General features: G+C 74.0%; 12 protein-coding genes and 1 pseudogene. 8 read left to right on the top strand and 5 right to left on the bottom strand.

What is annotated here, in order from left to right; all coding sequences use genetic code 11:
- Window positions 1–4: 4 nt before the first annotated feature.
- Window positions 5–1495, bottom strand: coding sequence for a glycoside hydrolase family 3 protein (locus ACGFZ2_RS21940; protein WP_393456315.1), 1491 nt, complete (start codon window positions 1493–1495; stop codon window positions 5–7).
- Between the two features lie 187 nt (window positions 1496–1682).
- Between ACGFZ2_RS21940 and ACGFZ2_RS21935 the strand changes: the two genes are divergently transcribed.
- The 4 genes and pseudogenes from ACGFZ2_RS21935 to ACGFZ2_RS21920 all read left to right on the top strand — a co-directional run bounded on the left by ACGFZ2_RS21935 (window position 1683) and on the right by ACGFZ2_RS21920 (window position 4874).
- Complete coding sequence (locus tag ACGFZ2_RS21935) at window positions 1683–1805, top strand: hypothetical protein (RefSeq protein ID WP_350686202.1); 123 nt, start codon at window positions 1683–1685, stop codon at window positions 1803–1805.
- A 146-nt stretch (window positions 1806–1951) separates the two neighbouring features.
- Window positions 1952–2536, top strand: a pseudogene (locus ACGFZ2_RS21930) (IS607 family transposase).
- The gene (gene tnpB, locus ACGFZ2_RS21925) at window positions 2533–3912 is read left to right on the top strand and encodes an IS607 family element RNA-guided endonuclease TnpB (RefSeq protein ID WP_393456312.1); all 1380 of its coding nucleotides are present in this window, start codon (window positions 2533–2535) and stop codon (window positions 3910–3912) included. Before ACGFZ2_RS21930 ends, tnpB begins: the two are co-directional and overlap by 4 nt.
- Window positions 3913–3926: 14 nt before the next feature.
- Entirely contained in the window at window positions 3927–4874 is a 948-nt protein-coding gene (locus ACGFZ2_RS21920) for a TIGR03557 family F420-dependent LLM class oxidoreductase (protein ID WP_393456309.1), read from the top strand.
- 50 nt (window positions 4875–4924) lie between these two features.
- Here ACGFZ2_RS21920 and ACGFZ2_RS21915 read toward each other — a convergent pair whose 3' ends face one another.
- Window positions 4925–5560 (bottom strand): TetR/AcrR family transcriptional regulator, encoded by a 636-nt coding sequence (locus ACGFZ2_RS21915; protein ID WP_393269546.1) that lies wholly within the window; start codon window positions 5558–5560, stop codon window positions 4925–4927.
- A 46-nt stretch (window positions 5561–5606) separates the two neighbouring features.
- Entirely contained in the window at window positions 5607–6440 is an 834-nt protein-coding gene (locus ACGFZ2_RS21910) for a class I SAM-dependent methyltransferase (RefSeq protein ID WP_393456306.1), read from the bottom strand.
- Window positions 6441–6600: 160 nt separating this feature from the next.
- On the opposite strand from ACGFZ2_RS21910, the gene ACGFZ2_RS21905 reads away from it, so the two are divergent.
- Both ACGFZ2_RS21905 and ACGFZ2_RS21900 read left to right on the top strand, forming a co-directional pair.
- A complete protein-coding gene (locus tag ACGFZ2_RS21905) occupies window positions 6601–8232 on the top strand; it encodes a RecQ family ATP-dependent DNA helicase (RefSeq protein ID WP_393456303.1) in 1632 nt (543 codons plus the stop codon).
- 66 nt (window positions 8233–8298) lie between these two features.
- Window positions 8299–8802: a hypothetical protein gene (locus ACGFZ2_RS21900; RefSeq protein ID WP_393269539.1), complete on the top strand. Its 504-nt coding sequence runs from the start codon at window positions 8299–8301 to the stop codon at window positions 8800–8802.
- Window positions 8803–8940: 138 nt separating this feature from the next.
- Here the strand turns inward: ACGFZ2_RS21900 and ACGFZ2_RS21895 are convergent, their stop codons facing one another.
- Both ACGFZ2_RS21895 and ACGFZ2_RS21890 read right to left on the bottom strand, forming a co-directional pair.
- Entirely contained in the window at window positions 8941–9714 is a 774-nt protein-coding gene (locus ACGFZ2_RS21895) for an ABC transporter permease (RefSeq protein ID WP_393456300.1), read from the bottom strand.
- The gene (locus tag ACGFZ2_RS21890) at window positions 9707–10675 is read right to left on the bottom strand and encodes an ATP-binding cassette domain-containing protein (RefSeq protein ID WP_393456297.1); all 969 of its coding nucleotides are present in this window, start codon (window positions 10673–10675) and stop codon (window positions 9707–9709) included. The genes ACGFZ2_RS21895 and ACGFZ2_RS21890 overlap by 8 nt, the downstream gene beginning before the upstream one ends.
- Window positions 10676–10773: 98 nt before the next feature.
- Between ACGFZ2_RS21890 and ACGFZ2_RS21885 the strand changes: the two genes are divergently transcribed.
- Together ACGFZ2_RS21885 and ACGFZ2_RS21880 are read left to right on the top strand one after the other, a co-directional pair.
- On the top strand, window positions 10774–11532 hold the full coding sequence (locus ACGFZ2_RS21885) for a TetR/AcrR family transcriptional regulator (protein WP_393456294.1): 759 nt from the start codon (window positions 10774–10776) through the stop codon (window positions 11530–11532).
- Window positions 11533–11611: 79 nt separating this feature from the next.
- A complete protein-coding gene (locus ACGFZ2_RS21880) occupies window positions 11612–12646 on the top strand; it encodes a helix-turn-helix domain-containing protein (RefSeq protein ID WP_393269528.1) in 1035 nt (344 codons plus the stop codon).
- Window positions 12647–12761 lie beyond the last annotated feature (115 nt).

The raw sequence follows: 12761 nt of genomic DNA, 5'->3' as shown, positions 1-12761 counted from the left end.
CGGGTCAGCGACCGGTCAGCAGCTCGGCGGCGGCGCGGGCGGCGGCCCGGGTGGCGCCGTGGGTGGCGACGTGGACGGCACCGGTGACCGCCTCGGGCACGCCCAGCTCGACCACGACCGCGTCCGGGCGGGCGGCCAGCGCGCGGCCCACCGCCGCCCGCACCCAGTCGTGCCGGTGCAGGTCGCGCACCACCAGCACCACGCACCGGTCGGCCGCACCGGCGGTCGGGTCGGCGGGCACGTCGGCCTCGGCGTACCGGGCGGTGGTGGTGCCGGCGAGCAGGTCGGCCAGCGGGGCGGCCAGGCCCCACGGCGTCTCCGGGCCGATCGCGATGTTGCGCGGCGGCTCGAACTCCACCACGTGCGCGGGGCCGGCCAGCGGCAGGGCGCCGACGCCGGCGGGCGCGGTGGTGACCCGCAGCGCCCGTCGGGCGGCGGCCAGCCCGACGGCGGAGCCCTCGACGGAGGGGCGGGGCCGGGGCGGCCGGTCGGCGCGGGCGGTCACCGTCCAGGCGGCGAGCTGGCCGACCCGCTTGGCCGCCTCGGCGAGGCGTTCCTCGGGCAGGTCGCCGGCGACGACGGCGGCGACGATGGCGTCCCGCAGCAGCCGCGCCGATTCCTCGTCGGCCCGCTCGCCGCCGATGCAGATCGCGTCGGCCCCGGCCGCGAGGGCACGTACCGTCGCGCCGGCGAAGCCGTACCGGCCGGCGACGGCCCGCATCTCCACCGCGTCCGTGACCACGACGCCGGAGAAGCCCAGCTCGTCGCGGAGCAGCCCGCCGAGGATCCGGCCGCTGAGGGTGGCCGGCAGCTCCGGGTCCAGCGCCGGCACCAGCAGGTGGCCGGTCATCACCGCCTGCACGCCGGCGGCCACGGCGGCCCGGAACGGGGCCAGCTCGACGGCGTCGAGGCGGGCCCGGTCGGCCGCGATCCGGGGCAGGGCGTGGTGCGAGTCGACCCGCGTGTCCCCGTGCCCGGGGAAGTGCTTGGCGCAGGCGGCGACCCCGCCGGCCTGGAGGCCGCGTACCCAGGCGGCGGTGTGCCGGGCGACCAGCGCCGGCTCCGCGCCGAAGGAACGGACGCCGATCACCGGGTTGGCCGGGTTGGAGTTGACGTCGGCGTCCGGCGCGTAGTCCAGGGTGATCCCGAGCGCGGCGAGGTCGGCGCCGAGGTCCCGGGCGACCTGCTCGGTCAGCGCCGGGTCGTCCACCGCACCGAGGGCGAAGTTGCCGGGCCGGGAGCTGCCCCGGGCGGACTCGATCCGGGTCACGTCGCCGGCCTCCTCGTCGATGGCGACGACGACGTCGGGGCGCTCGGCGCGCAGGGTGGCGGTCAGCGCGGCCACCTGCTCCGGGTCGACCACGTTGCGGGCGAACAGCACCACCGAGCCGAGCCCCTCGCCGAGCCAGCGGCAGATCCAGGGCGGCGGGGTGGTGCCGACGAAGCCGGGTTGCAGGACGGCGGCGGCCAGGGCCGCCAGGCTTCCGGCGCTCACGCCATCACCTCGGCCCGCCCGCGTGGTTTCTGATGGTTCGCTCGCTCATGCGGTCGTCGTACCCCCGTCTTCTCCGCGCCCCGGCGGCCCGCCACCGGCGGCGGTGCTGCCATGGTCACATCGCCCGAAGGAATAGTCAATAAACCTTACAGTTGCCGTCGGACGCGGAGCTGGGGACAGTTCGGGGATGGATCCCCTGCTGCTGGCCGACGCGACGAGCCCGGCCGACGTCCCCGGCGTACGCCTGCTCGGCCTGGTGGTCGGCGGCCTGCTGCTGCTCGCCGCGATCCGCGCGATGTTCCGGCGCTGATCCCCGCCCGCGCGGCCCGGCCGGTTCCGACGGCGGCCACCGGGGTACCGCCTGCCTCGTTGGACCCGGTACGACACGGCGACGGGGCTGTTAACTGCTGGCGTGTCGGTTGGCTTCAGCGCTCGTTGGTCGGCTGGAGTGACGGCGTGAATTTGAAGGAGTGGGCGGTGGCTACCGGTGTCTCGTATGCGACCGCGCGTCGGCGTTAGGCGGCTGGGACGCTGCCCGTTCCCACGTATCGGCTGGGTCGGCTGATCATGGTTGGGGAGCCGGTTACCGGCGCGGTGGCCGTTGCTGGGCAGGCCGTGATGTACGCCCGGGTGTCGTCGGTCGATCAGAGGGCGGACCTGGACCGGCAGGTCGCCCGGGTCGCCATGTGGGCGACCGGGCAGCACCTCGCCGTGTCGCGGGTGGTGACCGAGGTCGGGTCCGCGTTGAACGGGCATCGGAAGAAGTTCCTCGCGCTGTCGCGTGACCCGGACGTGTCGACGATCGTGGTCGAGCATCGTGACCGGTTCGCCCGGTTCGGCGCCGAGTACGTCGAGGCCGCACTGACCGCGCAAGGCCGGCGGCTGCTGGTCGTTGACCCGGCCGGGTTCGACGACGACCTGGTCCGCGACGTCACGGAGATCCTGACGTCGCTGTACGCCCGCCTGCACGGCCGGCGGGCGGCGGCGGACCGCGCTCGTCGTGCGGTCGACGCCGTTACCGGCCCGGACGGTGCGGCGTGAAAACCGTCCAGGCGTACCGGTACGCCATCGACCTCACCCCGGCGCAGGAGCGTGCCGTGCTGGCGCACGCCGGGGCCGCCCGGGTCGCGCACAACTGGGCCCTGGCCAGGGTGAAGGCGGTCATGGATCAGCGGGCGGCCGAGCGTTCATACGGGATCCCGGACGATCAACTCACCCCGGCGTTGTCGTGGTCGTTGCCCGCGCTGCGTAAGGCGTGGAACGCCGCCAAGAACGATGTCGCGCCGTGGTGGCAGGAGTGCTCCAAAGAGGCGTTTAATACCGGTCTCGACGCCCTGGCGCGCGGGTTGAAAGGCTGGGCCGACTCCCGGACCGGGAAACGAGCCGGGCGGCCGGTCGGGTTCCCCCGATTCAAGTCCCGGCGCCACAGCACACCGAGCGTGCGGTTCACGACCGGCGCGATCCGGGTCGAGCCGGACCGGATGCACGTGGTGCTGCCCCGGCTGGGCCGCCTGAAGCTGCACGAGTGCGCCCGCAAGCTCGCCCGCCGCCTCGACAACGGCACCGCCCGGACCATGTCCGCTACCGTCCGGCGCGACGGCGGACGCTGGTACGTCTCCTACACCGTCGAGGTCGAACGGGCAGCGCGGACACCGGCCCGGCCCGCCTCGACCGTCGGTGTCGACGTCGGCATCACACACCTCGCCGTGCTGTCCACCGGCGAACTGGTCCCGAACCCGCGACACCTCCGCAACGCACAACGCTGCCTGCGCGGGCTCGGCCGGTCGCTGTCCCGCAAGACCGGCCCGGACCGCAGAACCGGCCGGCGCCCGTCGAACCGATGGCAGCGCGCCGCCGCCCGGCTCGGCCGCGCGCACGCCCGGGTCACGCACCTACGCCGCGACGGTCTACACAAACTCACCACCCGGCTGACCCGCGAGCACGGAACCATCGTGGTGGAAGACCTCAACGTCACCGGCATGATCGCCAACCGCAAGCTGGCCCGGCACATTGCCGACGCAGGCTTCGCCGAGATCCGCAGGCAACTCGCGTACAAGACAACGTGGAACAGCGGCCGGCTGATCGTGGCCGACCGCTGGTATCCGTCCTCGAAAACCTGCTCAGGCTGCGGCACGGTGAAAACCAAGCTGGCCCTGTCCGAGCGCGAATACACCTGCAAGGCATGCGGCCTGACCCTGGACCGGGACCTGAACGCCGCCTACAACCTGGCCGCACTCGCGACGCAGTTCAACACCGCCGGGAGTGGCCCGGTGGCAGGACGTGGAGCCGACCGTAAGACCCGCCCAGGCGGGCAGGTGGCTGTGAAGCGTCAACCCGGCACGGCACCCGCCGGTCAGACCGGGACCGTCCCACCGCAAGGCGGGACTATCAATCGTGTGCTCACCAGAACGCACTGAAAGGTAACGGAAGCATGAGGATCGGCTACTTTCTGTCCACGGAGGAGTACGCGCCGGCGGAGCTACTCGAACAGGCGCGCGCCGCGGAGCGGGCCGGCTTCGAGGCGCTCTGGATCTCCGACCACTACCACCCCTGGACGGACGCGCAGGGGCAGAGCCCCTTCGTCTGGTCGGTGATCGGCGCGCTCAGCCAGGTCTGCCGACTCCCGGTCACCACCGCCGTCACCTGCCCGACGGTGCGCGTCCACCCGGCGATCGTCGCCCAGGCGGCGGCCACCAGCGCGGTCATGCACTCCGGCCGGTTCGTGCTCGGGGTGGGCAGCGGCGAGGCGCTCAACGAGCACATCCTCGGCGACGTCTGGCCGCAGACCGACGTCCGACTGGAGATGCTGGAGGAGGCCGTCGCGGTGATCCGCGAACTCTGGCGGGGCGGCTTCGTCAACCACCACGGTCGGCACTACACCGTCGAGCACGCCCGGATCTACACGCTGCCGGACACTCCCCCGCCGATCTACGTGTCGGGCTTCGGCCCGAAGGCAGTCGACCTGGCGGCCCGGATCGGCGACGGTTTCGTCAACACGTCCCCCGACGCCGATCTGGTCCGTCGGTTCCGCGAGGGCGGCGGCGACAAGCCGTGCCAGGCCGGCTTCAAGGCGGCGTACGCGCAGACCGAGGAGGAGGGGATGCGGATCGCGTACGAGCGCTGGCCGAACGCCGGGGTGCCGGGCGAACTGTCCCAGGTGCTGCCCTCGCCGCGGCACTTCGAGCAGGCCGCCAAGCTGGTCCGGCCGGAGATGATGAAGGACGCGTTCGTCTGCGGGCGGGACGTCGACGCACACCTGGCCAAGATCGACGAGTACGCCAAGGCCGGCTTCGACGAGGTCTACGTCGCCAACACGGGGCCGAACTGGCCGGGCCTGCTCGACCTCTACCGGCGCGAGGTGTTCCCGCGCCTGCGCTGAGCGGTGTTTCCCCGCCGACGGGACAGGCGCCCCGGCCCCGGTCCCCCGGCTCAGTCGGGCGCCGGGGCGATGCCGCGTAGCAGGGTGACGACCAGGTCGTCGACGGTCCGCGCGGGCAACTCGGCCGGGGCCGGGGCGGCCGGGTCGAGCAGATGGCCGAGCACCAGGTCGTGACAGACCCCGACGACCAGGGCCGCGACGGCGTCGGGCCGGGCGTCCGGGGCCACCCGGCCGAGCCGCTGCTCCGCCCGCAGGTAGTCGGCCAGCTCCGCGCGCACCGAGCCGCCCGCGGCGGGACTGGGCAGCTCCGCGAAGCGGGCGAGCACCCGGGGCTGGTGCAGCAGCCCGGTGAAGGCCGGCAGGACCGCCGCGTGCAGCGCGAGGGCCCGGGTGAGGTGCGCGCGCAGGTTCGCCCCGACCGTCCCGATACCCGGCTCCGGCGCCGGCCCGCCCGCCCGCTCCTCGGCGGCGCGGACGTGGGCGTGCAGCGCGTGCGCGAGCAACTCCTCCTTGTCGGCGAAGTGGTTGTAGAGCACGCCGTCGGCCACGCCGGCGGCCCGGGCGATGTCGCGCACGGTCAACCCGGCCACGCCACGGTCGGCGATCAGCCGCTCCGCCGTGGCGATCAGGTGATCGCGCAGACTCCGGTCGCCGCCCCGCAGGGCCGCCGCTGTCCTGGGTGACATCACCCGAATCGTAGAGACTTCGTCGAAGGCCGGCCGACCGCCCCGGTCAGCCGGGGCGGCGGGCGGTGACCAGCCAGGCGGTGCCGCGCAGGCGTACCGCGTCGGGCTGCTCGTACCGGCGCAGCGCCTCGGTCAGCGCGGCGGTGGCGCGGTCGACGGTCGCCTGGTCCACGCGGTCGAACTGGTGGCGGATCGGCCCCCAGCCGGCCAGGAAGGCTGCGGCGTCGGCGGCGTCCCGTCCCCAGACCTGGGGCGCCTCGACGGCGGCGCAGTCGACGTCGAGGAAGCCGGCCGCGGTGAGTACCCGGTCGACCACCGTCGGGTCGGCCAGCGACAGCGGCTCGGCCACCCCCGTCCCGTCCCCGTCCGGCGGGGGCAGGTGGGCGGCGAGGGCGGCGAGCACCTGGCCGAGGTCACGTCGGCGGATGTCGTCCATGCAGAGGAAGGCGAGGCGGCCGCTGGGCCGCAGCGCGCGGCCGATGTTGGCGAAGGCGGCCACCGGGTCGGCGAAGAACATCACCCCGAAGCGGCTCAACGCCACGTCGAACGCCCCTGGTGGGAACGGGTGGACCTGCGCGTCGGCCCGGTGGAACCGGACGTTGTCCACCCGCTCGGCGACGGCCCGGTCCCGGGCCCGCTCCAGCATGGGGGCGGAGAGGTCGACGCCGAGCGCCTCGCCGGCGCCCGCCCGCCCGGCCGCCAGCCGGGTGAGCTGGCCGTTGCCGCAGCCGACGTCGAGGACCCGGTCACCGGGGCGTACGGCCGCCAGCAGGGCCTCGTTGAACCCGCTGTTCACCGCGTCGTAGCGGTCGTGGTGCGCGGCCCAGTGCCGCCCCTCGTAACCGTTCCACGCCTGCGCCTGCTGCTCGTTGACGATCATCGACCACCTCCGGAACGTAGTGAACCGCCGTTCATGAACGAGTGTTCATAGTGGCTGGTGAGGGTCCCGGCTGTCAACGGAGCCGGCCGTCGGGCGGATCGTCCGCGCCACCCCGGGCGGCGGTTTCGCCGCTGATCACGGCGGGTACCTCCGGCCCTCGATGAAACTGTCCACGCACTCGACGACCCTGCGCCGCGCGGCCAAGAGCCTCTTCGGCTGGACGGCGCTGCGGCCCCACCAACTGGCCGCCATGCGGGCGGTGATGAAGCGCCGCGACGCCCTGGTGGTGCTGCCCACCGGCGCCGGCAAGTCGGCGATCTACCAGATCCCGGCCAGCCTGATCCCCGGCCCGACCGTGGTGATCTCCCCGCTGCTCGCCCTCCAGCAGGACCAGATCGCGGCCCTCAACGAGCGGCAGCGGCCGGAACTGCGCGCGGTGCGGATCAGTTCCGCCGAGTCGCCCGCCCAACAGGCCGAGGCGATCGCCGAGATCCGCGACGGACGGGCGGAGTTCCTCTTCATCACCCCGGAGCAGCTCGCCAACCCCGACCGGACGGCCGAGGTGAAGTCGCTGAGGCCGGCGCTGGTGGCGATCGACGAGGCGCACTGCATATCCGCGTGGGGGCACGACTTCCGCCCGGACTACCTGGCGCTCGGTCACCTCGTCGAGGGCATCGGCCGGCCACCGGTGGTGGCGCTGACGGCAACCGCCTCCCCGCCCGTACGCGACGACATCGTCGCCCGGCTCCGGCTGCGCGAGCCCGAGGTGGTGGTCTCCGGGCTGGACCGGCCGAACCTGTTCCTCGAGGTCGCCCACTGCCCGACGGAGGACTACCGGTGGCGGCGGCTGCTCGCCCTGCTGCGCGACGACACCCGGCCCGGCATCATCTACGTGCCCACCCGGCGCTCCGCCGAGGAGCTGGCGGCCCGGCTCACCGACGCCGGGTTCCCGGCGCAGCACTACCACGGCGGCATGGCGGCCGGCGCCCGCGCCGAACTGCACGAGGCGTTCCTCGCCGACCAGGTGCCGATCATGGTGGCCACCTCGGCGTTCGGGATGGGCATCGACAAGCCCAACATCGCGTGGGTGGTCCACATGGCACTGCCCGACTCGCCGGACAGCTACTTCCAGGAGATCGGGCGGGCCGGCCGGGACGGCGCACCGGCGCGGGTGCTGCTGCTCTGGCAGGCCGAGGACGTCGGGTTGCAACGGTTCTTCAGCGGCGGGCTGCCGGACGAGACGGAACTGCGCGACCTGTCCGCGCTGCTGCGCAAGCAGGCGCGCACCAAGAAGGAACTGCGCGAGGTCACCGGCCTGGGCCCGCGCAAGCTCGGCCAGTACCTCGCCCTGCTGGAGCAGGTCGGCGCGGCCGAGCCGCGGGCCAGGCAGCGCGTCGGCGCGCCCCGCTACTCCCCCACGCCCGTGGACGCCGCCGCGGCGGCCCTGGCCGAGGCGGAGCGGCAGCAGAGCGTGACCCGGTCGCGTACCGACATGATGCGGGCCTTCGCCGAGACCACCGCCTGCCGGGGGCAGACGCTGCTGGCCTACTTCGGCGAGCAGATGACCAGGGTCTGCGGGCACTGCGACAACTGCCACGCCGGCACCAGCACCGCCGACGACGGCGCGGTCGGGCCGTTCCCGGTGCACAGCCAGGTCCGGCACCCGGAGTGGGGCCCCGGCCTGGTGCTGAGCTACGAGGAGGGCCGGATGACGGTTCTCTTCGACGAGGTGGGGTACAAGACGCTGTCCGTCAGCGTGGTGTCCGAACAGGGCCTGCTGACCCTCGACTAGCCTGAGCCGGGCACCGCTGGCGGGGCCGTGGACGACGAGCGATTCAGTGCGGGAAGGGGCGTTGCCGTGATCGAGCAGCCGGCGTACACCGGGTTCGGTTTCTCCGACGAGGAATGGGGGCTGCTGGTCGGCCTGCCGCAGTCGGTGCTGACCGCGGCGAGCGCCGCCGAGTCCGACGGCACCAAGCGCACCATGGCGGAGAACGCGGCCGGGCTGGAGACCATCTCCGCCGGCCGGGAGTCGGCCAGCCCGCTGGTCGCCGCCGTCGCCGGGGAGGTCGTCTCCCGGGTGGGCGACCCCGAGGCCGGCGAGGAGCTGCCGGTCATCGCGCCGTCCGACCCGCGGGCCTACCTGGAGGACGTGCTGGGCCGGGCCAAGGAGGCGGCGGCGCTGCTGGCGGCCAAGGTGGACGAGGGCGAGGCCGGGGCGTACAAGCACTGGCTGGTGGACATCGCCGAGCAGGTGGTGGGCGCGGCGTCCAGCGGCGGCATCCTCGGCCTCGGCGGGGACGTAATCAGCGACTCGGAGCGGCGCTTCCGCGACCGGCTCTCCCAGGTGCTCAACGACTGACCCGTCGACGACGGCGGCATCGGACGAGGTCCGGTGCCGCCGCCGCCCGTTCCGGGTGACCGCGGTCGCGCGTCCCGCCGGGGCGGCCGGGCCGGGTCCGCGCGCCGCTGGGCGGCGCGCGGCGGGTCCGCGCGGCGCTCAGGCGACCCGGCGGCGGAACAACACCACGCTCGCCAGCACGGCGACGAGCAGGATGCCGAGGCACCAGGCCACGGCCCGGGCCGGAGCCGTACCCGTCGGGGTGCCCAGCAGCAGGGCCCGCAGCGTCTCGATGACGGGGGTGACCGGCTGGTGGTCGGCGAAGCCGCGCAGCCAGCTCGGCATGGTCTCCACCGGCACGAACGCGCTGCTCGGGTAGGGCAGGAACATCACCAGGAAGGTGAAGCCGCCGGCCGCCTCCGGGGTGCGGGCCAGCAGGCCGAACGCGGCCGAGAGCCACGACACGGCGAGCAGGAAGAGCAGCAGCACCCCGACGGCGGCCAGCCAGCGCAGCGGCGCGACGGTCGGGCGGAAGCCGATGGCGACGGCGACGGCGAGCACCAGCACGGTGGAGACGGTGTTGCGGACGACGCTGGCCACGACGTGCCCGCCGAGGATCGCGGCGGCGCTGACGTCCATCGTGCGGAACCGCTCGATCACCCCTTCGGTCAGGTCGGTGGTCACGCTGACGGCCGTACCCGCCGCCCCGAAGCCGGCGCAGAGCAGCAGCACACCGGGGACGACGTAGGTGACGTACCGGGTGCCGGTGTCGATCGCGCCGCCGAACAGGTAGACGAAGAGCAGCATCAGGATCACGGGCAGCAGCAGCGAGGTCAGCAGCGCGTCGACGTTGCGCCGGGACAGCCGCAGGCAGCGCGCCGCCATCACCAGCGCCTCGCCGGCGCGGGAGGGCCGCAGGGTCAGCTCAGACACGGGCCACCTCCCGCGCGGCCGCCACCGGGTCGCCGGTGAGGGTGAGGAAGACGTCGTCCAGGGTGGCCTCGCGGACGGTGAACCGGGCGAGATCCTGCCGGTCCGGGTCCACCTCGTCGAGCAAATGCCGGACGTGCGGCGCGCCCCCGTCGGTCGCCACCGCCAACTCCAGCCGGGCCGGGTCGCGGTGCGTGACCCGGTCGCCGAGGCGGCGCTCCGCCGCGGCGAAGCTCGGCGCGTCGCGCAGCGTCAGCTCCAGGCGGTGGGCGCCGAAGCGGCGCTTGAGGTCGCCCGCGCTGCCCTCGGCGGCGAGCCGACCGCCGTGCAGCACCGCGATCCGGTCCGCCAGCCGGTCGGCCTCCTCCAGGTACTGGGTGGTGAGCAGCACCGTCACCCCCGCCCCGGCCAGCTCGGCCACCACCTCCCACAGCCCCTGCCGGCTGCGCGGATCGAGGCCTGTGGTGGGCTCGTCGAGGAAGATCACGGACGGCTCGCCGACCAGGCTGGCCGCGAGGTCGACGCGGCGGCGCATGCCGCCGGAGTAGGTCGCCACCCGCCGTCCGGCGGCGGCGACCAGGTCGAAGCGCTCCGCCAGGTCGGCGGCCCGTCGCCGGGCGGCGGCCGGGGAGAGCCCCGCCAGCCGGGCCATCATGTGCAGGTTCTCCGTGCCGGTCTGCTGGTCGTCGAGCGCCGCGTGCTGGCCGGCGAGGCTGATCGTCCGCCGCACCCGGCGCCGGTCGCGCACCACGTCGTGACCGTCCACCCGGGCCACGCCCCCGTCGGGGGTGGCGAGCGTGGCCAGGATCCGGACGGTCGTGGTCTTCCCGGCCCCGTTCGGGCCGAGCAGGGCGTACACGCTGCCCCGGGCGACCCGCATGGTCAGGCCGTCGAGCACGGCAACCCCGCCGTACGACTTGCGTAGGTCGATCGTCTCCACCGCCTCAGGTGCTGCTGCTCCCATCGCCCCTCACCCTCCGCATTCCGCGTATGACGTACGCTATTCTGCGTAGACCATACGCAGAGGCTAGGATGGCGGTCAAGCCGGATCGGGAGGTGAGGGTGAACGACGCCGACGTCGAGCTGCCCGAGAGCGTGGAGATCGCCTGGGGCCTGCGCGAACGCCCTGGGAAGGGCCCCAAGCGCAGCCTCAGCCTGGAGCAGGTGGTGGCCGCCGGCATCCGGGTGGCCGAAGCCGAGGGACTGCCGGCGGTGTCGATGAGCCGCGTCGCCGGCGAGCTGGGCGTGGGCACCATGTCGCTCTATCGTTACGTCTCCGCCAAGAGCGACCTGCTGGAGCTGATGGCCGACGCCGCGTACGGCGATCCGCCGCCGCCGCGCGGCGCGGACGAGGGGTGGCGGCCGGCGCTGGCCCGCTGGGCGCTGGGCAACGCGACAGCGATCCAACGCCACCCGTGGACCCGGCACGTCCCGGTCGGCGGCCCGCCGATGGGCCCCAACCAGGTGCGCTGGATGGAACAGGGGCTGGACACCCTGCGCGGTACCGGCCTGCGCGCCGCCGAGCGCCTCTCGACGATCCTGCTGGTCAGCGGGTACGCCCGGCACTGGGCCACCCTGACGGCGGACATCAGCGAGGCGGCGGCACGGACCAAGATCAGCCCGGACGAGGCCGGCGTACGCTACTGGCAGCAGCTCGCCCGGCTGACCCGGCACGGCCCGTACCCGGCAATCCGCGCGCTACTGGCCGACGGCGTCGCCGCCGACGACGACGAGGAGTTCGACGCGGAGTGGCAGTTCGGCCTCGACCGGGTGCTCGACGGCGTCGAGGTGCTGGTCAGCAGCCGCTCGACGGCGGACTGAACGCAAACCCTCCCTGGCCGCCGCCGGCCGCGTCGCCCACAATGGCCACCGGGCGGAGAGCAAGGGACGGGGGGCGGGGATGCTGCGGCGGACCACCATCGACACGGAGCAGGTTCCGGCAGCAGACCGCTTCGGGATGTGGCTGGACATGGTGGCCCGTACGGCGACGCCGCTGCGGATCCGGACGGAGCACGCGCACGACTTCGCCGCCCGAGCCGAGATCATCGAGCTCGGCCCGATCCAGGTGGTCAACTACCGGTACCCGTCGCTGGACTGCGTCCGGACGCCGAAGCTGGTGCGCCAGTCGGATCCGGAGGTCTACATGCTGGCGCTGACCGTCAACGGCGACGGCGTGGTCAGCCAGGCCGGCCGGAGCAGCATGCTGGGGCCCGACGAGTTCACCTTCTACCACGCCTCGCGCCCGCACGGCGTCCGGCACCTCGGCGACGACCGAGGTCAGGAGGCGGCCCGGTCGGTGGTGGCGCTCATCCCGCACGGCGCGCTGCCGCTGCCGCCGGACCGGCTGGCGCCCCTGCTCGGCGGCCGGATGTCGGGCACCGAGGGGATCGGCGCGCTGCTGGCGCAGTTCCTCGTCCAGGTCGCCAACCATCCCGAGCAGTACCATGCCGCCGACGCCGCCCGGCTCGGCACCGTCGCGCTGGACCTCGCGTCCACCATGCTCGGTCGGCACCTGGTGGCCGAGGACGCCGTGCCCACCGAGGTACGCCGGCGCGCGCTGGTCACCCAGGTCCAGGGCTACATCCAACGGCACCTGGGCGACGCGACGCTGAGCCCCCAGGTGGTGGCGGACGCCCACCACATCTCGCTGCGCAGCCTGCACCGGCTCTTCGAGGCCGAGGAGTCGACGGTCGCGTCGTACATCCGGGACCTGCGACTGGCGCGGTGCCGGCACGACCTGGCCGACCCGGGCCTGAGCAACCATCCGATCCAGGCGATCGCGGCACGCTGGGGATTTCCCGACAAGGCACACTTCAGCCGGATCTTCCGGGCGGCCCACGGCATGACGCCGCAGTCCTGGCGCGCCAGCCAGGCAGAGCCGGCACGCAAAGTCAACTCGACGGCATCCACGGTCAACCCGGTCGGGGCAGACTGACATCCGAGGCGGCCGATCCCCTCCCCGCCGACGGCGACAGCGGGGTCGGGCGTCAACGGGGGCCGCGGCGAGGCGCCCGCCGCCCATGGAGGCGGCGGGCGGCCGCCCGGTGACC

The organism is Micromonospora sp. NPDC048063 (genome assembly GCF_043202855.1).
GTDB lineage: Bacteria > Actinomycetota > Actinomycetes > Mycobacteriales > Micromonosporaceae > Micromonospora.
The sequence above is the reverse complement of the archived record's forward strand: the minus strand, read 5'-3'. Positions and strand labels throughout refer to the sequence as shown.